Origin of the sequence: Bradyrhizobium sp. PSBB068, assembly GCA_016839165.1 — a bacterium.
GTDB lineage: Bacteria > Pseudomonadota > Alphaproteobacteria > Rhizobiales > Xanthobacteraceae > Bradyrhizobium.
Window position 1 is genome coordinate 1,400,390 of record CP069300.1, and the last position, 21,704, is coordinate 1,422,093.

At 64.6% G+C, this 21,704-nt stretch carries 20 protein-coding genes and 1 tRNA gene; 10 read left to right on the forward strand and 11 right to left on the reverse strand.

The window, feature by feature from the left end; genetic code table 11:
- Positions 1–34 precede the first annotated feature (34 nt).
- Positions 35–1,027: a hypothetical protein gene (locus tag JQ507_06675; GenBank protein QRI73218.1), complete on the forward strand. Its 993-nt coding sequence runs from the start codon at positions 35–37 to the stop codon at positions 1,025–1,027.
- Positions 1,028–1,267: 240 nt separating this feature from the next.
- Here JQ507_06675 and JQ507_06680 read toward each other — a convergent pair whose 3' ends face one another.
- Positions 1,268–1,528, reverse strand: a complete 261-nt coding sequence (locus JQ507_06680; GenBank protein QRI71183.1) for a helix-turn-helix domain-containing protein — start codon at positions 1,526–1,528, stop codon at positions 1,268–1,270.
- A 169-nt stretch (positions 1,529–1,697) separates the two neighbouring features.
- Entirely contained in the window at positions 1,698–2,465 is a 768-nt protein-coding gene (gene fabG, locus JQ507_06685) for a 3-oxoacyl-ACP reductase FabG (protein ID QRI71184.1), read from the reverse strand.
- Between the two features lie 124 nt (positions 2,466–2,589).
- On the opposite strand from fabG, the gene JQ507_06690 reads away from it, so the two are divergent.
- The gene (locus tag JQ507_06690) at positions 2,590–3,063 is read left to right on the forward strand and encodes a hypothetical protein (GenBank protein ID QRI71185.1); all 474 of its coding nucleotides are present in this window, start codon (positions 2,590–2,592) and stop codon (positions 3,061–3,063) included.
- A gap of 120 nt (positions 3,064–3,183) precedes the next feature.
- On the opposite strand, the gene JQ507_06695 is transcribed toward JQ507_06690, so the two are convergent.
- Positions 3,184–3,438 (reverse strand): hypothetical protein, encoded by a 255-nt coding sequence (locus JQ507_06695; protein ID QRI71186.1) that lies wholly within the window; start codon positions 3,436–3,438, stop codon positions 3,184–3,186.
- Positions 3,439–3,665: 227 nt separating this feature from the next.
- Between JQ507_06695 and JQ507_06700 the strand changes: the two genes are divergently transcribed.
- Positions 3,666–4,106, forward strand: a complete 441-nt coding sequence (locus tag JQ507_06700) for a hypothetical protein (protein ID QRI71187.1) — start codon at positions 3,666–3,668, stop codon at positions 4,104–4,106.
- Between the two features lie 1,018 nt (positions 4,107–5,124).
- Here JQ507_06700 and JQ507_06705 read toward each other — a convergent pair.
- Positions 5,125–5,673 (reverse strand): fasciclin domain-containing protein, encoded by a 549-nt coding sequence (locus tag JQ507_06705; GenBank protein ID QRI71188.1) that lies wholly within the window; start codon positions 5,671–5,673, stop codon positions 5,125–5,127.
- A gap of 275 nt (positions 5,674–5,948) precedes the next feature.
- Between JQ507_06705 and JQ507_06710 the strand changes: the two genes are divergently transcribed.
- Positions 5,949–6,395, forward strand: a complete 447-nt coding sequence (locus JQ507_06710; GenBank protein QRI71189.1) for a tryptophan-rich sensory protein — start codon at positions 5,949–5,951, stop codon at positions 6,393–6,395.
- Between the two features lie 6 nt (positions 6,396–6,401).
- Here the strand turns inward: JQ507_06710 and JQ507_06715 are convergent, their stop codons facing one another.
- The 5 genes from JQ507_06715 to JQ507_06735 all read right to left on the reverse strand — a co-directional run bounded on the left by JQ507_06715 (position 6,402) and on the right by JQ507_06735 (position 10,757).
- Entirely contained in the window at positions 6,402–6,737 is a 336-nt protein-coding gene (locus tag JQ507_06715) for a hypothetical protein (protein QRI73219.1), read from the reverse strand.
- 460 nt (positions 6,738–7,197) lie between these two features.
- A complete protein-coding gene (locus tag JQ507_06720) occupies positions 7,198–7,779 on the reverse strand; it encodes a GDP-mannose pyrophosphatase (protein ID QRI71190.1) in 582 nt (193 codons plus the stop codon).
- Between the two features lie 19 nt (positions 7,780–7,798).
- A complete protein-coding gene (locus tag JQ507_06725) occupies positions 7,799–8,242 on the reverse strand; it encodes a GNAT family acetyltransferase (protein ID QRI71191.1) in 444 nt (147 codons plus the stop codon).
- A gap of 14 nt (positions 8,243–8,256) precedes the next feature.
- On the reverse strand, positions 8,257–9,684 hold the full coding sequence (locus JQ507_06730; GenBank protein ID QRI71192.1) for an FAD-binding oxidoreductase: 1,428 nt from the start codon (positions 9,682–9,684) through the stop codon (positions 8,257–8,259).
- 86 nt (positions 9,685–9,770) lie between these two features.
- Entirely contained in the window at positions 9,771–10,757 is a 987-nt protein-coding gene (locus tag JQ507_06735; protein QRI71193.1) for a threonylcarbamoyl-AMP synthase, read from the reverse strand.
- Between the two features lie 70 nt (positions 10,758–10,827).
- On the opposite strand from JQ507_06735, the gene JQ507_06740 reads away from it, so the two are divergent.
- A tRNA-Pro gene (locus JQ507_06740) sits at positions 10,828–10,904 on the forward strand.
- 290 nt (positions 10,905–11,194) lie between these two features.
- Here JQ507_06740 and JQ507_06745 read toward each other — a convergent pair.
- Entirely contained in the window at positions 11,195–13,027 is a 1,833-nt protein-coding gene (locus JQ507_06745; protein ID QRI71194.1) for a PQQ-binding-like beta-propeller repeat protein, read from the reverse strand.
- 294 nt (positions 13,028–13,321) lie between these two features.
- Between JQ507_06745 and JQ507_06750 the strand changes: the two genes are divergently transcribed.
- The 3 genes from JQ507_06750 (at position 13,322) to JQ507_06760 (ending at position 17,141) form a co-directional block, all read left to right on the forward strand.
- The gene (locus tag JQ507_06750) at positions 13,322–14,902 is read left to right on the forward strand and encodes a sugar ABC transporter ATP-binding protein (protein QRI71195.1); all 1,581 of its coding nucleotides are present in this window, start codon (positions 13,322–13,324) and stop codon (positions 14,900–14,902) included.
- Positions 14,899–15,891, forward strand: a complete 993-nt coding sequence (locus JQ507_06755; GenBank protein QRI71196.1) for an ABC transporter permease — start codon at positions 14,899–14,901, stop codon at positions 15,889–15,891. The genes JQ507_06750 and JQ507_06755 overlap by 4 nt, the downstream gene beginning before the upstream one ends.
- A gap of 98 nt (positions 15,892–15,989) precedes the next feature.
- Positions 15,990–17,141 (forward strand): substrate-binding domain-containing protein, encoded by a 1,152-nt coding sequence (locus JQ507_06760; protein QRI71197.1) that lies wholly within the window; start codon positions 15,990–15,992, stop codon positions 17,139–17,141.
- Between the two features lie 80 nt (positions 17,142–17,221).
- Here JQ507_06760 and JQ507_06765 read toward each other — a convergent pair whose 3' ends face one another.
- Positions 17,222–18,016 carry a DeoR/GlpR transcriptional regulator gene (locus JQ507_06765; protein ID QRI71198.1) on the reverse strand — a complete coding sequence of 265 codons (795 nt, stop codon included), beginning with the start codon at positions 18,014–18,016 and terminating at the stop codon, positions 17,222–17,224.
- A gap of 255 nt (positions 18,017–18,271) precedes the next feature.
- On the opposite strand from JQ507_06765, the gene deoC reads away from it, so the two are divergent.
- Both deoC and JQ507_06775 read left to right on the forward strand, forming a co-directional pair.
- Positions 18,272–19,282, forward strand: coding sequence for a deoxyribose-phosphate aldolase (deoC, locus tag JQ507_06770; protein QRI73220.1), 1,011 nt, complete (start codon positions 18,272–18,274; stop codon positions 19,280–19,282).
- A gap of 10 nt (positions 19,283–19,292) precedes the next feature.
- Complete coding sequence (locus JQ507_06775) at positions 19,293–21,677, forward strand: aldehyde dehydrogenase family protein (GenBank protein QRI71199.1); 2,385 nt, start codon at positions 19,293–19,295, stop codon at positions 21,675–21,677.
- Positions 21,678–21,704: the final 27 nt, after the last annotated feature.

The following is a 21,704-nucleotide window of genomic DNA, read 5'->3' on the forward strand; positions in this document are numbered from 1 at the left end:
GCAAGCGATCAACAGTCATAATTCCATGGGCATTATGACAACGGAGGACGCATTGCGGGTTTTGGACGGCAGCTACGGCGACGAACCGCAATCGCTCGACATCGTCGTGACGCGGCAGGATGTGCTTGACGAAGCAGGCTTTCGCAGCACGGGCGTGCTCGAGCTGTACGAGCACTTGTTTCCCGCGAACGAGCGCGACAGTCCTGACGACATCGTGCGATGGCTGTTGTCGGATGACGTCGGCGAGACCAGGTGTTTCAGCGTCGCCGGCCAGGAGATGTCCTATCGGCTCGACTCGCGCTGCTTCATCCTGCGCGCCGCCGGGCGCGCGATCGGGCTCGGCTTCTTTACCTACGATCACGCAAGCGAGCTGATCTTCTGCAACCATGTCGGCATTGGGAAGGCGTGGCGCGGCCGTGGCCTGGCGCGCGCGTTCTATCGCGAGATGGTCGCCATGCTCGACGCGTTGTTCCCGCGCAATGTCGGGGTGGTGCTCGAAGCCGAGCCGTTCGACCGCGATCGCCTGGCAGCGATCATCGCCGATCTCGAGCAAACGGGCAGGCGGCCGCTCGCGGCGCATGAGCAGGATCAGATCGGCCGCTTGCTGCGCGTGAGCTGGTACGACAGGCTCGACTATTCCGTGTTCTGCGACGCGCGCACGATGCTGCCGCTCGCGTGCCGCTCGCCGTGTCTCGATCCGTCGCTGCCGGCATCGGAATGGGCAGGAGGCGAAGAAAACTACTGGTTGATGCGGCAGGCGCGGAGCGGTGCGTCCTCCGCCGAGAGGCGCGCAAGTGACCTTTGGCAAAATGCCGTCGCCGCGATCTACGTCGAGATCCTCGCGAAGTCCCTCGTCGATGACGATCCGAATGGACGGCGCGATTATTGGGACTATGCGACCGCGCTGGTGGCCCGGACGATGCAACAGACCGCGACGATCGACGTGCGTCTCGCGCGCTGCCTCGGTGACGAGGACAGCGCTCTACTGTCGCGCTGGCGGCGTCTTGCGATCGATCTCTCGATCTAAGGCCTAATGAGACTAGGTGGAGCTAAATCGACGGCGGAACTTCACCTCTCCCTTGGGAGAGGTCGGCGCGTAGCGCCGGGTGAGGGGGTACGGTCTATCGAGAGCGCAAGAGCCCTCACCCGGATTGCACTGGACGATGCTTCGCATCGCCAGGCGCAATCCGACCTCTCCCCGACGGGGAGAGGTGAACCAAGGCCGCGCCGAGCCGACTCAGTCAAAACTCATCCCGCTTTGGAGCCGCTAGGCCGCGGCGTGCTCGCTATGCGGCACGTCGATGCCGTCGGCGGAATATTCGCGAATCTTGTTCCGCAAGGTTCGGACCGAGAGTCCCAGCACGCGCGCGGCGCGGGTGCGATTGCCGTCGCAGCGCGCGAGCGTTTGCAGCACCAGTTCGCGCTCGACTTCGTCGACGGTCGCGCCGATCAGCAACGGGACGATTTCATTTGGAGCCAGCGACGGCAGCAGCGCTTCCGGCGACGGTACGGTGGACGCGTATGACATGAACTCCTCCCGATCAACGCCCGCCTCGTCGATGAGGCGGAGACATCGAGAACCAACTACCCCGTAGATCCACGGTGTGCCGGTTTGGTTAACAAGTCCTTAATGCCTCGCTAACTCCATGCTTTGTAAGCAAAATACCTAGAAATCGCCACGATTGCGGTTCCATCCGTCACAGTGTCCGGTAGCCGCCATCGACCATCACGATCGATCCGGAGACATAGGCCGACAGGTCCGAGGCGAGGAAGATCGCAGGACCCACGATGTCCTCCGGCTTGCCGGCGCGGCCCAGCGGGGTGTGGTCCATGAACACTTTCACGAGGTCGGGATTGGTGGCGCGCACCTTCTCGTTCAGCGGCGTTTCGATGAAGCCGGGGCCGATCGCATTGACGCGCACGCCGTCCTTGCCGAGCTCGGCGGCCAGCGCCTTGGTGAAGCCAAGCACGCCGTGCTTGGAGGCGGTGTAGGCCGGCGAACTCGGCGTGCGCAGATGCACGAACGACTGGATCGAACCGATATTGACGATGCGCCCCTTGTTCTTGCGCAGCGGCGCGAGGAAGGAATGCGTCACGTTGAAGACGCCGGTGAGATTGATCGAGATGATGTCCTCCCAATCCTTGATCACGGCCTCCTCAGTCCCGAGCATGCCGTTGCGGCGTGCGATGCCGGCATTGTTGACCAGGATCGAGACCGGCCCGACCTTGTCGGCGACCTGCTGTGCCATCGCGACGCAGGCGTTGCGATCGGTCACGTCGAGCGCGAAGCTGTCCGCCTTGCCGCCGGCACTCCTGATCTCCTTGGCCGCTTCTGCTGCCGCATCGCCGTTCATGTCGAGCAGTACCACGCGCGCACCCTCGCGGCCGTAGCCCAACGCGATGGCGCGCCCGATGCCCGAGCCTGCACCGGTGATGACGGCGATGTGATTGTCGAGAAGGGCCATGGCGTTTCCTTGTTCTGATTTGAGAGCGTTGCCGACAACACTATTCAAAACTGCCCCAACCGAAACGCCAAGCCGTGTTTGTGCGTTGCTGTCATCCATATTCGGATGACGGTACGGACCGATCATGGACCCGCATATCAGACACTGGAAAGTTGCGATCGAGCGCTTCTGCGCGGCGTCTGATCCGGACTATCGCGAGATCGCCAAATTGATCGCCGAGATCGCCATGACCGATATCGACGAGACGCTGCGGCATGCGGCCGCACAGGTGCTGCCGATCCTGCGCCAGGCGGCGCTGAAAACGGCCGATCGCCGCACGAGGTCGATGGCGCTGCGCCGTCTCGGCATCGTCAGCGATGCGCTGCACATGCTGTCGGCGCCGCGGTTCGGCCGGCGCGGCTTGACGCCGAAGGCGTTGACGCAGGAGGAGCGCTACCGGCAATTGCTCGGCCTGCCGTTCGGCCGCCATCTCGCGGTGACCGAAATCCAGCAGGCGTTCAAGCGCGCCGCCAAGACGATGCATCCCGACGGCGGTGGCAATGGCGCCGCGTTCCTCGAGCTTGCCGCCGCGCGCGACGCTTTGATCAAGCATCACTGATGCGTCAAGCATCACTGATACGTAAAGCATCACTGACGCGCGATCGCATGACGTCCGACAGCACAAGGGCGGACGACGCGGTGTTGCCGCGTGTCCGCCCCGCGCGCGATCGGCGAATGCTCAGTACGAGCAGGTGCCGTTGTTCAGGAGTCCGGTTTTGTAGCTGAACGCGGCGTCGAAGGTCGGCAGCTCTTCGCTGACGACGGCGAAGTTCGCAGGCCACGGCGTGGTCGGGATGCTCTGGTCCCAGATCTGGCAGAAGCCGGTGTCTTGCCAGCGGATCAGATGATACGGATTGGCGCTGGCGGGGCTGGCCGCTGCAAGCACGGATACGGTGGCGGCCATGGCGGCACAGGCGATCGCAAGACGACGCATGGGAAATCTCCGGTTTGAAAAAGTGAATGCTCCGCGGGGCAATCCGGGAACTCGGGGGCCGTTCGCCCCGGACATGCAGTGAGTGTTGCAACCTCGGGAACAGGTTCAACGCCGTCATTGCGCCAAATTGTGCCTGACTACGTGCTGGCTACAGTCGGCGTACGGCGATTCGGGCCGGCTGCGCGACGCGCGTAAATCGACGTGAGCAAATCCTGAGGAGACTGCACATGAAGTTTTCATTGATCCTTCGCGCCGCGCTGGTCGCACTGCTGGCGTTCACCGGCGTCGCCTTCTCGTCCGCGGCCCGTGCCGACAGCGGCTTCGTGACGCTCACGATCTACAAGGCCGGCTGGTTCATCGGCGGCTCCGGCGGCAGCGGCGTGCTGACCTTCCGCGGCCGCTCCTATCGGCTGTCCACCGGCGGCCTCGATTACGGCCTGGTGTTCGGCGGCTCCAAGACCGTGCTGCGCGGCCGCGTCAGCAACATCAACCGTCCGTCCGACGTCGCCGGCGTCTATGGCGCAGCGGGTGCGGGGCTTGCCGTCGGCCGCGGCGCGCGCGCGATCGTGCTGACCAACCAGAAGGGCGCGGTGCTGGAGCTGACCGGCCACCAGGTCGGCCTGATGGCGAACGCCGATCTGAGCGGCCTTGCGATCACGATGCAGTAGGGTTGACGGTGTGGAGCGGGGCCAGCGACAGCTGATCGTCGAGCCCAGCCCACATCTGCAGCTTAGGTGGACGCGATCCATTTCCGTCATCCCCCCGCAATGGCATCGCCATTGCGGGGGGACTTGTGAACTGGCACCGTAACAGCGGCGAATGCCCGGGCAGGCCGAGCCTCGGCAGTCGCCGATCATTTCCAAACCGTTCCATGCATTTTCCGGCGTCTGTCTCGCGTCCCGGGAACAAGTGTTCACTTTGTAACTTAAGACTCGTGCCTCACGGGACGGGTCTGATGAGTGCAATAAGTTCGCAAAACGAAGAGATCGAAAAGCTGCCGGCCAAGCTGTGCCGCTGCCGCAGGCAGCCGGAGCTGGTCCGGACCATGCTCAGCGTGCAGACGGGCCGGCACGTCCGCATGTTCGAATGCAGATGCGGTGAACGCATTTGGGACGATGAGAGCCGCTTCGATTGGGCGGCCTCTCCACGAGGCGAACGACAGATCGGCTGATCGCCAGACGGCCGCCCGGCGGACGCCGGGTACCGGCCGAAAAGCCACGGGCCGAAACAAAGCGGCCAATCCATAGGAACGATTGCGGGTCGGGAAAATTAGGCGAGGGTGGATGCGTTCCCGGCCCCCAAGTTGGCGCATTCACTTTCAGTCCCGGCGCTCCTCCCCGGAGTGCCGGGACTTATTATCTGTTATTTGGCAACGGCTTCGCCGACGAGCAACTCGCCGACCGCGCAAAAGCGTGGCGCCGCTGAGCCACGCGGTCGGCGTATTCCCTTCATGCCGCGGCGTGCAATGCGCCTGGATCACCGTCCGCTGATAAAATCCAAAGCACGTGGTCCAGCCTCCCCGACGCATCGTTCCAATACAAGAAGGCCGCCGGGCAGGGCGGCCATGGTGTCCGCATTGTTGCTGTCCGTCGGCCGCTCCGTTGCTGAGTTACGGTGACGGTGCACTGAACGTTTCGTTCGCGATCTGGTGCGCCGTCACCGCAATAGCGATCACTCCGACAGACCTCAGCTTGCCGGCATCAGCACCGAATTGACAACGTGAATGACGCCGTTCGACTGATTGACGTCCGGGATTGTCACGGTCGCTGCGCCGCCTTTGGCGTCGACGATCATCACCTTGCCGCCGGTCTTCCTGACCGTCAGCGGCTCGCCCTCGACCGTGATCAGGGTCTGTCCGTCCATCAGCTGATCGGCGTTCAGCTTGCCGGGAACGACATGGTACGTCAGAATCCTGGTAAGCGTCGCCTTGTTCTCGGGCTTCACGAGTGTCTCGACCGTCCCCTTGGGAAGTTTGCGGAACGCTGCATTGGTCGGTGCGAACACGGTAAAAGGTCCCGGTCCCGACAGCGTGTCGACAAGCCCTGCAGCCTTGACCGCCGCGACCAGCGTCGTGTGATCCTTCGAATTCACGGCGTTGGCGACGATCGTCTTCGACGGATACATCGCAGCGCCTCCGACCATCACGGTCTTTTCCTTGGCCGAGGCTTCAGGCAATGGACCTGCAAATGCGATCAGCACGGCAGTCGCGGCAGAGCCAAGCACGGAAAGTTTCATGTGAGCGTCTCCATTCGTGAGGTCGGGCATTGCCCTTTTGCAATCGATGCGATGTGTACGAGGCGCGCCACAGTCGAATGGCGGTGTACCATCGCGCGAAAATCAGGACGCAGATCGCGCCTTGACTTCACGTGGAACGCTGCCTGCATGCTTCCGGATCACCGTTCGCAGACAAATTCCGAAACGGGTGATCCAGCCTCCTCGAGCCATCGTTTAACCAGCACGGAACCGTCGGGAAGGGCAGTCATGATGTCTGGCATCGTGATAGGTCGATCATGAGGCTTGGAAGGCTGGTCTTGTTCGTCGTGGCGGTGCTCGGGGCCGGTTTTGCCATCGGGTACCTGAACAGGCCCGATGCCTGGTACGCAGCCCTGAACAAGGCTGCGTTCAATCCGCCCAACTGGGTGTTTGCTCCGGCTTGGTCGATCATCTACCTGTTGATCGCCATCGCGGGCTGGCGTGTTTGGGAGCGGGGTTTGCGCATCAGCCGGCGAATCTGGCTGACGCAACTGGCTCTTAACTTTGCCTGGTCGCCGATATTCTTCAGCTTCCACCGGCCCGGCACGGCGCTTGCCGTCATCCTTGCCTTGTTGTCCGCAATCGTCATCTTCCAGGTCACGACGTGGAAGGCAGACAAGGTCAGTGCCATCCTCTTCGCCCCTTACGCGTGCTGGGTGGCGTTCGCCTCGCTGCTGAATGTCGAGATGGTCCGCCTGAATTAGCGGATTTCACACTTCCCTGGCGCACCGAAGCCACTCCGTGTAGGCCTCGCCCCAGCTGGGCGGGCGGCCATGATAGAAATGATGGACACGGCCGGTGCCGAGCGACCTGTGGTTCAACATCGCCCTTCGATGCGCGCCGTCCCTGATGTAAGCCCGCATGCTGTTCTCGTCCGTCCACACCGTGACGGTGTGGTAATAGTCGTTCGCGATCCTTGCCGACACGGAAACGTTGCCCGGCGCCCGGCGTGCCTGCGCCAGGCATCTGAGCGTATGCCACCAGAACGGCACCAGCTTAATCCGGCTGGCCGGCTTGAACCCTGTAACGGAAACGAAAACCCCGATCATCGATCATCCGTGAACACGATCGCGATGCGGCCGACATGCGGGCATCGGCGAATACAGCATGGGAGACGATGCAGATACGCCATGGATCGGCGTTTGGATCACCAGGTCCTGCAAAGCCGCCGGGATATCACGGCATCGATGCAGGCCAGTGCCGTATTAAGGTGGCATCTCATTGGCGATCTGGAGCTTTGTCGAGCGAAGTGACTACCGGCTTGCGTGAAGAAAGCCCGTCAAAACAAGAATCTAGAGCCCCGCTCCGATTGCATCGGAACGGACGGCTCCAGGGGCCAGCATTGCGACCGGGTGATTTCGGAATATTGGAAATGTATCCGTGAGTTGCCCGACGTGTCAAGTCGAGCGCCGGCCCACCGCCGGCTACTGTGCATGGGGTTGTTTTCGATATTTTGTCTAGCTGACGGCGTGAGCCGGCTCGGTCCACGCAGGGACGGCGCAGCGTTCACCTGAACAAATGCAGCGCCGCGTACTGCAGCAGCATGATGGTCTTGGCGTCGACGATCCGGCCATCGCTGATCATGGCGAGCGCGCCGTCGATCGCAAGCTCCAGCACCTCGATGTCCTCGCCCTCGTCGGCGAGCCCGCCGCCGTCGCTGATCCGCATCGCCGCGTCGTATTCGGCGACGAAGAAATGCAGCTTCTCGGTGACCGCACCGGGCGTCATGAAGGCTTCGAACACCTTGCGCACGTGATCGAGGCGGTAGCCGATCTCTTCCTCCGCCTCGGCGCGAATCCGCGCTTCCGGCGCGGCATCGTCGAGCATGCCGGCGGCGGCCTCGATCAACAGATCATCATAGCCGTTGGCGAAAGCGGGATAGCGGAACTGGCGCACCAGCACCACCGTGCGGGTGCCGAGATTGTACGGCAACAGCACCGCGCCGTTGCCGCGGTCGTAGACCTCGCGTACCTGGGTCTGCCATTCGCCGTTGCTGCGGCGGTAGTCGAATGTCGCGCTCTTCAGCTCGTAGCGGCGCTTCGACAGCAGCTCGACGTCCTTGACGCGGACGCGGTCGGCGATGCTCATGCGTCGAACCCCAATTCGCTCACGGCGTCGCTTCGCGGCCGTCGAGCCATTTGGCCAGCATTACCGAGGTCGATTCCTCATAGCCGAGCGTCTGGTAGAACGCGCTCGCCTTGGCGTTCTCCCGCCGCACCAGCAATTGCAGCTTCGGCACGCCGGCGGCACGCAGCCAGTCCTCGGCTGCGGCCATCATGACGCGGCCCAGGCCCTTGCCCTGGCGGGTGGGGTCGACCGCGACGTAGTAGACCCAGCCGCGATGGCCGTCATGACCGACCATCGCGGTCGCGACGATCGCGCCGGCGTCGCGGCCAACCAGCACGGCAGAACTCGGTCCGCGCCGTGCCAGCGCGATGTCGGCAGCGGGATCGTTCCACGGCCGCGTCAGGCCGCAGGCCTGCCACAGCGCGACGACGCCAGCGATGTCTGCATCGGTGATTGGTGCAATTGCGAGGGAGGCGGAGGGCATTTTCGTCTGCACGTTCACAGCACCTTGCCCGGGTTCATGATGCCGAGCGGATCGAGCAACGCCTTGACCTGCCGCATCAGCTCGATCGCGACCTTGTCCTTGACGTCGGGCAGTTCGTCGCGCTTGAGCACGCCGATGCCGTGCTCGGCCGAGATCGAGCCGCCCATCCGCAGCACGATCTCGAACACGACGGCGTTGACGTCGTGCCAGCGCGCCAGGAAGTCGGCCGCGTTGGCGCCGACCGGCTGGCTGACATTGTAATGGATGTTGCCGTCGCCGAGATGGCCGAACGGCACCGGCCTTGCGCCCGGGATCAGCTTCACCACTGCCGCATTGGCCTCTTCGATGAACGCGGGCACAGCGGCGACCGGCACCGAGATATCGTGCTTGATCGAGCCACCCTCCGGCTTCTGCGCCGCCGACATCTCGTCGCGCAGCTTCCAGAACGCCTGGCGCTGGCTCAGATTGGCAGCGATCACGGCGTCGTCGACGATGCCGTCCTCCATGCCCTGGGCGAGGATCGCCTCCAGCGTGTCGCGCGCGTCGTCGCGCGACGACGACAATTCCATCAGCACGTACCAGGGGTGCTTGCTTTCAAGCGGATCGCGGATGTCGATGCCGTGGCGGATCGAGAAGTCGACCGCGATGTCGGCGAGCAGCTCGAAGCTCGTCAGGCTGCCGGCCGCCTGATCGCGCGAGATCGACAGCAGCTTGAGCGCCGCCGCGGGCGACTTCAGGCCGACATAAGCGGTCTCGACCGCGCGCGGCCGCGGAAACAGCTTCAAGGTCGCGGCGGTGATGATGCCGAGCGTGCCTTCGGCGCCGATGAACAGGTTGCGCAGGTCGTAGCCGGTGTTGTCCTTCTTCAGCTTCGACAGCGCGTTCAGCACGCGGCCATCGGCCAGCACCACCTCGAGCCCGAGCGCCATCTCGCGCGCCACGCCATAGGCGAGCGCGCCGGTGCCGCCGGCATTGGTCGAAAGGTTGCCGCCGATGGTGCAGCTGCCCTCGGCGCCGAGCGACAGCGGGAACAGGCGGTCGACGTCGGCTGCCTTCTGCTGCGCGATCTGCAACACCACGCCGGCCTCGCAGGTCATGGTGTTGGATTCGACGTCGATGTCGCGGATCTTGTCGAGGCGCCGCAGCGACACCACGACCTCGCCATTGTGCGGCGTCTGGCCGCCGACCAGGCCGGTGTTGCCGCCTTGCGGCACCAGCGCGATCCTGTGCTCGCTCGCAAGCTTGCAGATCGCGGCGACCTCAGTGGTCGAGCCCGGGCGCAGCACCAGCGGCGAGCGGCCGTGAAACAGGTTGCGCTCCTCCGTGGTGTAAGGCTGGATGTCGGCGGCGTCGGTCACCGCATATTTCTCGCCGACGATGGCGCGGAATTTTTCCAGCAATTCGGGCGGGAGCGGCGGCACCGCTGATTGGACGACGTTCATTCTTCTTGGTCTTTCACTTTGATCGGGAATCTTTGTTTCAGCATGACCTCAATCGGAAAACCGGTTCCCACTTTTCCGGGTCATGCTTACCGTCCAACCGCTGCGCGGCGCAGCCGGTCATTGATGGCCTCACCCAGCCCGTCCTCGGGAATGGGCATCACGGCGATAGCATCCGCATTTCTCTTGTCGAGCGTGCGAAGGTAGCCGAACAGGTTGGCTGCAGCCTCGGCGAGATCGCCGCGCTCGGACAGGTTCATTTCCACCGAGGCGCATTCGCGCCGCGCCACCTTGGCCGGCCCGAACGACAGCAAGGCTTCGCCGACATGGACGTCGCTGGCGTTGAGCCGGACCGGGGTTCGTGGCGCGTAATGCGAGGCGAGCATGCCGGGGGCGACCGGCTGGCCGTCGCTCTCGGCGTCCTGCGGCGGCGACTGCAGCGGATGGCCGAGCACGCGTTCGATCTCGGCGCGGGTCAGCCCGCCCGGCCGCAGCAGCACCGGATCGGAGAAGCAGCCGACGATGGTGGATTCGACGCCGACCGCGACCGGGCCGCCGTCGACGATCATGTCGATACGGCCAGCCAGGTCGCCGTTCACATGCTCGGCGGTGGTGGGCGAGACATGGCCGGAAAGATTGGCCGAGGGGGCTACCACAGCACCGCCGAAGGCCTTGATGATGTCGCGCGCCACCTTGTGGGCCGGAATGCGAATCGCGACGGTATCCAAGCCGGCGGTCGCGAGTTCCGCGACCGGGCAGGACAGCGCCTTCGGCAGCACCAGGGTCAGGGGACCGGGCCAGAACGCTTCCGCGAGGCGCAGGGCCTGTCCGTCGAACAGGGCGATCCGGCGGGCGGCGCCGAGATCGGCGACATGTGCGATCAGCGGATTGAAGGCCGGCCGGCCCTTGGCCTGGTAGAGCCGGGCGATTGCAGCGGCGTTGCCGGCGTCGGCGCCGAGGCCGTAAACCGTTTCGGTCGGAAACGCCACGAGGCCACCCTCGGCCAGAACCCCGGCGGCGGTGGCCGTGGCGGCGGCACCGGCTGGCAGAACGTGCGTTTTCAGGCTTGTATCCACTGTGATTAGAATCCTCAATTCGGTGCCTTGCGGTCCCCGAAACCCGACGCTATAAGCCGGACCTCTTAGTCGGAGTGTGGCTCAGCCCGGTAGAGCACTGCGTTCGGGACGCAGGGGTCGCAGGTTCGAATCCTGCCACTCCGACCATCCTTCCAAGCACTTATAGTTTCTGTGTTTTTTGTGCGCAACGAGATGCGCATCGATTTGGAGCGCGGCAGCCATGCCGGGCTGTTTCGGGACGCTGTCCCTGATATCGGGGGGTCCTGACAATCGGAGAGCGTGAGGGGAACGGCCCTTGACGTGGTGTTGCGTAGCACGTCATCAAGCACCACACGGCCTCCCTTTGGACCTATCAGCTGATCCTGACCGGCATCAAAGCACGAATAGCCCTTGGCGAGTAGTGCTCAGCTTGCGGCGCAAGGCCGAATTTGTCTTCTTCAGGGGTTGCCGACCTCAAAGGCCAACAGGACGTTGCCCGGCAACCCACTCCACTGGGCGTAGCCGGAATTAACGTACAGCATGCCGTCCACGACGACCGGTCCGGGGCCGTCCATGGCGCCGCCATGGCCCGGAACGCCGTTGACCGTGGTGTACTCGCGCGCGGTGTCGAACTCCCAAAGCAGCTTTGCGTCGTCGGTTGCGTAGGCACGCAGGAAGCCGCTCACGCCGCCCGAGAACACGACGCCGGGAATCGCGGTGACCGCCGCGGAGAGGGCCGGACTGCATTGGGGGCGGTCGCCGTAGGCGACCGGCGCCACCTGCATCGCGATCTTCCCGGTTGCCAGATCGAGTCCGAACAGGCCGCCGCCTTCGCTTGAATTGAGCCGTCGCGAACCGTCCATCAGAAACCGCACGTCGGAGTTGGCGACATAGATCCGGTCCTGGTCGGCGGCGGAGCCCCATTCGGTCCCGCCCAGCGGGCCACCCTTGCCGATCCGCGTCTGCCACAGGATCTTGCCTTCATGGTCGGGATCCAGCGCGTGGACCACGCCGGATTTCTGGCCGATGACGAGCTCGCGATGTCCGTCACGCAAATTCACCAGGATCGGCGATTGCCCGAAGTCATGATCGGGACCGCGATCTTGCGGACAGTTGCTCTGGTCGGTGCCGAAGCACGCGACGACGAAGCTGTCCTTCGGCGTGGCCTGCTGATGCCAGAGCATTTTGCCGGTCGAAAGATCGAATGCGAGGATGGCGTCGCTGGTGTCGGTTGCCGGGTCGGCATAGCTGTTCGACGTCGCGACATAGAGTGCCTTGCGCTGAACGTCGATCGTGGGGGCGGACCAGACCGACGCGCCGGCCGGGCCGAACAGCTGGGTCCCGATCGCATTCGTCCTGGTCGGATGCGGGGCGTCAGCAATGGTATAGGTCTTCCAGATCTGCGCGCCGGTCTCGGCCTTCAGCGCCACGACGCTGCCGCGAAACGTGCAGCATTGGTAGGTCGGGCGAGACCCCGTCGCTTCCTCGATCGATGACACGCCGACATAAACGACGCCGGAATAGACAGTCGGCGCACCGGTGATCCGGGCGGCCAGATGATCGTCGACCTTGCTCTTCCAGATCAGCGCGCCGGTCGTTGCGTTGACGGCGTAGACGTTGGCGCGCACATCGCCAAAGACGATCGCGGACTGACCGTTGTCCAGCGGCGCGAGGCTGATGGCTGTACGGACCGGCGCCTCGGTCGGGAACACCCAGCGGGTGCATCTGCTTCTGGCGTCGAGCGCGTGGACCTTGCGGTCGCCGCCGCCGACGAACAGCAAGCCGCCGACCACGGTCGGCTGCGCGTTGGCGTTGGACGTCTCAGAAAATCCAAAGGCCCATTTCAGACGCAGTCGGGGGATCTGGTCTTGCGTCAAGCCGGCCATGGCTGCCGGCTGAAACCGGCTGTTGTTGAGATCGGCGCCCCAGCCGTTCCATCGTGGCCCGTCGACCGCCCGGGGAAAGCCGGCCTCGCTCTGCGCGCATTGGCCTGCGTTCCCGGCCGCGGCCTGCGAAGCGGCCTTTCCGGTGACGAGCGAGGCGATGGCCGTCCGCTCGTCACTGGTCAGTCCCTGCGCGAAGGATGCCATCGCGCCCGTGGTGATCGCACTGAGGACCTCGTCGAACGACCTTGATTGCAGCGCGGCGCGGCTCGGCGCCCGAATATTGGTGTCGGTGCCGTCGTGACACTGCGCGCAGCGCTGTGCGTAGAGGGCAGCACCGCCTTGCTGCGCGGTCGCAGGGAGGCATGACCAGATCAGGACGACGGCGATCGCAGCACTCAGTTTCATCGTGTTTCACCGGCGCCAGTGCTTGATGAGGTGAGAGCGATCGAAGCGTAGCACAGGCCTGGCGGTTGTCGTCGCGCCCGGCGGAGGCGGCGGCGTCGAAACTTGTGGCGCAGGGCCTGGTCGCAGTCCGCGGGCGAAGCCAGGAATCGCGACCGGGCCGCCCGCAATTCAAGGCCCGCCGGCGCGATCTCCCATTGACAGGTCGTGCGATGTGATAGAATTATAACACAATAAGTTGCAAAAATAACAAGATGTCATCATCGCATCAGCGTTTTGCGCGGGCGACGGGAGGAAATGGAATTGTCCGGTTCGATCGCGGCAGAGCCTCGGCCGTCGACGTCGCTTTTGATGGTCGGTGGCATCAACAAGCGCTTTGGCGGCGTGCGGGCGCTGCGCGACGTCAACTTCGAGGTCCGGGCCGGCGAGGTGCATGCGCTGCTGGGCGAGAACGGTGCCGGAAAGTCCACGCTGATCAAGATCCTCAGCGGTGTCCATGCGGCCGACAGCGGCGCCATCGAGATCGCCGGCAATCCTGTGACGTTCGACAGCCCGGCAAGATCGCGCGAGGCGGGGATCGCCGTCGTCTATCAGGACCTCAGCCTCGTCGAATCGCTGAGCGTCGCCGACAACCTGCTGCTCGGCCGCGAGCCGCGCGCGCGGTTCGGCTTTGTCCGCAAGCGCGAACTGATGGCCAGGGCCGAAGCGTTCCTGGGCGAGCTCGGCATTCCCCTGGACACGCGCGCGACGGTCGGTTCGCTGCCGTTCGCGTACCGCCAGATGACGGAGATCGCCAAGGCGTTGATGGGCGAGGTGCGGCTCTTGATCCTCGATGAGCCGACATCCTCGCTGACCTCGGATGAGGTCCGCATCTTGTTCGATGCGATCGGGAAGGCGACGCGACGCGGCGTCGGCGTGATTTATGTGACGCATCGGCTCAACGAGGTCTTCGAGATCTCGCAGCGTGTCACCGTGCTCCGCGATGGCGCCAACGCCGGGACCTTCGTCACCGCCGATACCGACATGAAGCGGCTGGTGAATGCCATCATCGGCACCGATCGATTGGCGCCCGCGGCGTCGCGCGCCGCGCCCGCGGCAGCGCGCGCGCTCGATCCGTCGCCGGTGCTGTCGCTGTCTGATGTCTCCAACGACCGGCTGTCGGCCGTCGACCTGTCGGTGATGCAGGGGGAGATCCACGGCCTTGCCGGATTGATCGGCAGCGGGCGCACGGAGATTCTGGAGACGATCTTCGGACTTCGTCCGGTCGAGCGCGGCGCATTCGAGATCGAGGGCCGGCCATGGCTGCCGAACGGCCCGGCCGATGCGATCGAGCGCGGCGTCGCGCTGGTGCCGGAGGATCGGCACGTGCAGGGCCTTGTGCTGGATCATTCGATCGAGCGCAACATCACGTTGCCGCGGATTCCGCATTTCTCGCGCTGGGGTTTCTTGCAGCAGCGCGCCGCCATCAGGCGCGCTGAGGCTGCGGTCGCGCGGCTTTCGGTGAAGGCGCAGGGCGCCTCCAGCCTGGTCAGGACATTGTCCGGCGGCAATCAGCAGAAGGTCGTGTTCGGGAAATGGAATGATCCGCGGCCGCGTGTGCTGCTGCTCGACGAACCGACCGTAGGCGTCGACGTCGGCGCCCGCGAGGAAATCTATGGCGTGATCCGCAACGCTGCCCGCGACGGGAGCGGCGTCCTGGTCGTCTCATCGGACCTCGTCGAACTGATCGAGCTCTGCGACCGCATCTCGGTGATCGTCGATGGACGCGTGGCGCGAACGCTGAAGCGCGGAGAGATCGTCGATGCCGAAGAGCTCCATCATCTCCTGCAGATCTACCAGGCTACCGGACAAGGCGAATTGCAAGAGCTGCCCGCATGACCGAACTGACCGCGCCCAATGTCGTCGCCGAGCCGAGCCGATCCGATCGACGCCGCAAGCTGCTGCAGAGCCTGCTGCGCGGCGAGCGTCCTTACATGCTGTACATCGCCTTCGTGGTGCTGCTGGTGGTGTTCAGCCTTTCATCGCCCTGGTTCCTCTCGGTCGACAATTTCCTGAACATCGGACGCCAGACAACGCTGGTCTCGATCATCGCGGTCGGCATGACCTTCGTGATCATCGCGCGTCAGATCGATCTCTCCGTGGCATCGACTTTGGCGCTGTCAGGCATGGCCGCGGCGCTCGCCATGAGCCAGATCAGCAACAGCTGGATCGTCGGCGCCGCCGCAGGTCTCGGCACCGGCGCGCTGGTCGGATTGCTCAACGGCATCCTGACCACGCAGCTCTCAATCCCGTCCTTCCTCGTCACGCTCGGCTCGTTGAGCATGGCGCGGGGCCTCGCGATGATGGTCACCAACACCAAGCCTGTCATCATCACCAACGAGGCCTATTTCGCGATCTTCGGCGAAGGGACGTTCTTAGGCATCCCCGTTCCGATCGCCTGGACGCTGGCGGCGATGATCGTCGGCATCCTGCTGCTGCACTACAATGTGTTCGGCCGCCGCATCTATGCGGTCGGTGGCAATCCGACTGCGGCGCTCTATTCCGGCATCAACACCAAATGGGTGACGACCGCGGCCTTCGTGCTGACCGGCGCGCTGGCCGGGCTTGCCGCGCTGGTGCTGTCGGCGCGCTCGCATGCCGCGCGGCCCGACGTCGTGCAGGGCATGGAGCTCGATGTCATCGCCGCCGTGATCCTCGGCGGTTGCAGCCTGTTCGGCGGCCGCGGCTACATCCTGGGAACGCTGTTCGGCAGTCTCATCATCGGCACGCTCAACAACGGCCTCGTGCTGCTCGGCGTCAGCTCGCCGATGCAGCTCGTCATCAAGGGGGCGATCATCGTGGCGGCGGTCGCTTTTACGAAACGCTAGTCAGGATGCGGCGTCGGGGCCGTAAGGCCCCCGCGTTGCGGCAGTAGGGGCAAGGTCGCCGGCCTCCGGTCAATCGGCGACCAAAAAGGGAGGAAACAATGAAGCCAATCTTGCGACAAACCCTGCCGCTGACCGCGCTGATCGCGGCGACGGCCATCTCGATCGCGCCCTCGGCTCGCGCCGAAGTGCCGGCAAGCTGCGTCAAGGGCGTCGACCTTGCGACGCTTGGACCGAAATCGATCGTCGGGCAGGGGCCCCACGGCGAGAAGGCCGCGTCGCCCGAGGTGCTCGCGCTGTCGGATGCCGACGCCGCCAAGGTCAAGGAGAAGCATTTCAAGGTCGGCATCTCGATGCAGACGGTCAACCTCGACTGGGCGCAACTGCAGATCCAGGGCATCACCGATACGCTGAAGAAGTACGGCGTGACGGTGACGGGTGTCGCGTCCGCCGAGTATCAGGTCGACAAGCAGATCGCCGACATCGAGAACACCATCCAGCAGCATCCTGACGGCATCATCTCGATCCCGGTCGATTTCACCGCGACCGCGCCGACTTACAAGAAGGTCGCCAAGGCCGGCATCAAACTGGTGTTGATGGACAGCATTCCGACCGGCCTCAAGCATCCCGAGGAATATGCCTCGATGATTTCGGCGGACAATCTGGGTAACGGGCAGATCGCGGCGCAGATCCTGGCCTCCTGCATGGCGCAGGGCGCCACCATCGGCCTCGTCAATTTCGGCGTCGACTATTTCAGCACCAACGAGCGCACCAAGGGCGTTCGCGAGTGGATGCAGAAGAACCGGCCCGACATCAAGATGAAGCAGGTCGACTTCACCGATCCGCCGAAGGTGTCGCAGATCGCGGGCGACTTCCTCACCGGCAATCCCGACGTCAAGGGCGTGTTTGCGGTCTGGGACCAGCCGGCGCTCGATACGCTGAGCTCGATGCGGGCGCAGGGCATCGACATTCCGGTCACGACCGTCGATCTCGGCCTGCAATCGGCGATCGAGATCGCGAAAGGCGGACCACTGAAGGCGACCGGATCGCAGCGTCCCTATGACCAGGGCGTCGCGGAGGCGCTGGCGATGATGAACGCGCTGCTTGGCAAGGAGACGCCGGCCTGGGTCGGTGTGCAGTCGCTGCCGGTGACGCAGTCGAACGTGCTGGAATCCTACAAGACGGTGTTCAAGAAGGAGCCGCCGTCGGAACTGACCGACGCGTGCAACAAGGCGAAGCCTGCCTGCAACTGATCTTTGGCCAGCGATGCGCGGTGTCGCAACGGCGCGCATCGTGGACAAAGCTGACCCGGGCGAGCCAGCCCCCGCCCGGGTCAGATTGCGCTGGTCACATATTCGACCGGAAGGCTGCGGAAGTGTTTGCGCATGTCCGATGACGCCGCGCCGCCGACGATGATCCGCGAGAACGCGCCGATATCGGAAAAGAATGCCGACTTGAGACTGCCGAGCTTGCTGGCGTCGATCACCAGGATGCTCTCCATCGCGGTTTCGATGACGGCCTGCTTGACGGCGACCTCGTGAAAATTCGAGCAGCTCGCACCGCGGGTCCAGTGCACGCCGCCGGCGGAAATGAACGCCTTGTTGATGCCGAGCCGCCGCAGATAGGACAGCCCGTCGTCCGACGCAAAGGACTGCGAAGAGGGATGATAGAGCCCGCCCATCAGCATCACCTGCGTGCCGGGCCTGTGCGTCACGATCGACGCCACGTTCATCGAATAGCAGATCACCGAGAGCGGCAGATCCTCGGGCAGGCAGTCCGCCAGCGACTGCATCGTGGTGCCGCAATCGATGAAGATCGTATCGCCTTCCTTGATCGAGGCGGCCGCGGCCCGGCAGGCGAGACGCTTGTCCTGGGTGTGCTGGTCGATCTCCTGCTCGAACGTGTACTTGATCCCGGTCGGCGATGCCGCGTTGACGACGTAGCCGCCGAGCAAAGCGAGGGCAGCCTCCGCGCCGGCAAGGTCACGTCGCACCGTCATTTCGGAGACCTTGAGCAGTTCGGCGGCGTCCTTCAAGTGCAGCGCACCACTCGATTCGACGGCGCGGCGCAGCCTCTGCAGGCGCTGGACGCGTGTCTCGCTTGGTCGTGCGTTAGGGGTTTCAGCCATTTTTGTCGCCGAGCTTGCTTATCTGATTGACAATGATCTTACAATGTTGTGAGTTTAGCAACGTCGATTTGTTACAATAATAACATCCAGTTTGGCGGCGCATCTGACGTCGGGACGATGTCGTTCCTCTCCAGGTGGCAAGCCCAGCGGCAAGGTCAGGGGAGGATCACATGTTGCGATCGACACATTCAATTTATCTGGCGATCTCGTCGATTCGCTAGGACCGCAGGCGCTTCCATGACGCAGAGCGTCTTCATGCAGAATCCGACCGCACTGACCGCGGTGCCGCCTTCGCCCGACGGCGGGCAGTCGCATTCGGCCCCGCGCAACAGCGGCCGCGCGCTCGACATGGATTGGGTCGACGAAATCAGGATCAATCTGTCGGCCGCAGAACGGCGGGTCGCGAGCCTGCCGGGCCGTCGGACGGTCAAGAAGGATGCGCAGGCGGCGTGGCTGCTCAAGGCGGTTACCTGCATCGACCTGACGACGCTCAACGGCGACGATACCACCGAACGGGTGAAGCGCCTCTGCGCCAAGGCCAAGGCGCCCGTGCGCGGCGACCTTCTCGAGCGGCTTGGCTTTGCCGAGCGCCAGCTGCACACCGGCGCGGTCTGTGTCTACCACCGGTTCGTCGGCGCGGCTGTCGAAGCGCTCGCTGGATCCGGCATCCCGGTCGCCGCGGTCTCGACCGGATTTCCGGCGGGTCTGGTCCCCCACGAACTGAAGCTGAAGGAGATCGAGGCGTCGGTCCGCGACGGCGCGCGCGAGATCGACGTCGTCATCACGCGCGAGCACGTGCTGACCGGCGACTGGCGGGCGCTCTATGCCGAGGTCCAGGACTTCCGCGCCGTCTGCGACAACGCGCATCTGAAGACGATCCTGGCCACAGGCGACCTCAAGACGCTGCGCAATGTCGCGAAGGCATCGATGGTCTGCATGATGGCCGGTGCCGATTTCATCAAGACCTCGACCGGCAAGGAAGGCGTCAACGCCACGCTGCCGGTGACGCTGGCGATGCTGCGGATGATCCGCGTCTACCAGGAGCGCACCGGCTTCAAGATCGGCTTCAAGCCGGCCGGCGGAATCTCGACCGCAAAGGACGTGCTCAACTATCAGCTCCTGATGAAAGAGGAATTGGGGCGCGACTGGCTCGAGCCGGATCTGTTCCGCATCGGCGCCTCCAGCCTGCTTGCCGATATCGAGCGGCAGCTCGAGCATCACGTGACCGGCCACTATTCGGCTTTCAACCGCCACCCCGTGGGATGAGACTCCAGCGATGAGCGTCGCAAACTATTTCGAGACCATGGAGTACGGCCCGGCGCCCGAGGCGGACGGCGAAGCGCGCGCCTGGCTGGCGCGACATGACGCCACGTTCGGGCATTTCATCGCCGGCAAGTTCACAACGCCGCATGCCGGCAAGCACCTCACCACATTCGAGCCCGCCACCGGCAAGGCGCTGGCGCGCATCGCGCAGGGCGCGGCTGCCGACGTCGAGGCGGCGGTCCGTGCCGCGCGCACCGCACAGACAGCATGGGCAAAGCTTGGCGGTCACGGCCGCGCCCGTCATCTCTATGCGCTGGCGCGCATGTTGCAGCGTCACGGCCGGCTGTTCGCCGTGCTGGAGGCGATCGACAATGGCAAACCGATCCGCGAGACCCGCGACCTCGACGTGCCGCTTGCCGCCCGCCATTTCTACTATCACGCCGGCTGGGCGCAGTTGCAGGAACGGGAATTCGCCGATCAGGTGCCGATCGGCGTGATCGGGCAGATCATCCCGTGGAATTTCCCGCTGCTGATGCTGGCCTGGAAGATCGCGCCGGCACTGGCTGCCGGCAATACGGTGGTACTGAAGCCGGCGGAGTTCACCTCACTCACCGCGCTGCTGTTCGCCGAACTCTCGGCCGAGGCCGGCCTGCCGCCGGGTGTGTTGAACATCGTGACCGGCGATGGTGCGACTGGCGCGCTGCTGGTCGAAAGTCCCGTCGACAAGATTGCCTTCACCGGCTCGACCGAGGTCGGGCGGCTGATCCGTCAGACGACAGCAGGCACCGGCAAATCGCTGACGCTGGAGCTCGGCGGCAAGTCGCCGTTCATCGTGTTCGACGATGCCGATATCGATGGCGCGGTGGAAGGCGTGGTCGATGCGATCTGGTTCAACCAGGGCCAGGTCTGCTGCGCCGGCTCGCGGCTGTTGCTGCAGGAGGGCATTGCAGAGATCTTCCGCAGGCGGCTGATCCGCCGCATGTCGACGCTGCGCGTCGGCATGCCGCTCGACAAGACGATCGACATGGGCGCGGTGGTCGCCCCGGTGCAGCTCGAGCGGATCAAGTCGATGGTCGAGACCGGGGTGAAGGAAGGCGCCGAGAAATATCAGACGCCCGGCGCGATGCCCGCGGAGGGATGCTTCTATCCGCCGACGTTGCTTTGGAACGTGCATCCATCCTCGACGGTTGCGACTGAAGAGATATTCGGTCCTGTCCTGGTCGCGATGACGTTCCGCACGCCCGACGAGGCGGTCATGCTCGCCAACAACACGCGCTACGGCCTTGCCGCGAGCGTGTGGAGCGAGACGATCGGTCTCGCGCTCGACGTCGCGCCGAAGCTGCTGGCCGGCGTGGTCTGGGTCAACGCCACCAACCTGTTCGACGCCAGCGTCGGTTTCGGCGGCTACCGGGAGTCCGGCTTCGGCCGCGAGGGCGGCCGCGAAGGCATGGTCGAATATCTCAAGCCGAAGGCCTGGAGCGGGCGCAAGGCGCGGCCCAAGCCATCGCCGCTGCCGATCGCGTCCGGCGCCAGTGCCGGTTTCGACGCGCCGCCGATCGATCGGACGGCAAAACTGTTCGTCGGCGGCAAGCAGGTTCGCCCGGATGGCAATTATTCGCGCGCGGTGCTCTCGCCGAAAGGCCGGCGCCTCGGCGAGGTAGGAGAGGGCAATCGCAAGGACATCCGCAATGCGGTCGCCGCGGCGCGCGCCGCCGAGGGGTGGGCGCGGGCGACGGCGCATAATCGCGCCCAGATCCTCTATTACCTCGCTGAAAATCTCTCCGCGCGCAGCGACGAGTTCGTCCGGCGCATCGCCGACATGACCGGCGTGCCGTCGGCGAAGGCGCGCGCCGAAGTCGATGCGAGCATCGAGCGGCTGTTCAGCTATGGCGCATGGGCCGACAAGTTCGAGGGATCGATCCACGCGCCGCCGCTGCGCGGCGTGGCGCTCGCGATGCACGAGCCGATCGGCGTGGTCGGCGTTGCCTGTCCGGACGAAGCGCCGCTGCTCGCCTTCATCAGCCTGGTCGCACCGTTGATTGCGATGGGCAACCGGGTCGTCGCCGTGCCGAGCGAGCGGCATCCGCTCGCCGCGACCGACTTCTACCAGGTGCTCGAGACGTCGGATGTGCCGGGCGGCGTGGTCAACATCGTCACGGGTGATCGCAACGAACTGGTCAAGGTGCTTGCCGAGCATGACGATGTCGACGCGCTCTGGGCGTTCGGGTCGGCGGGCGCTTCGGCGGCAGCGGAACGGCTGTCGATCGGCAACCTCAAGCGGACGCTGGTCGATCATGGCCTCGCGCTCGACTGGTACGACAAGGCCGCGAGCGAGGGCCCGATCCTGCTCCGCCATGCCGTGCAAGTGAAGAACATCTGGATTCCGTACGGCGACTAAGGAAGTCACCTTGCGGTGATATGGCTG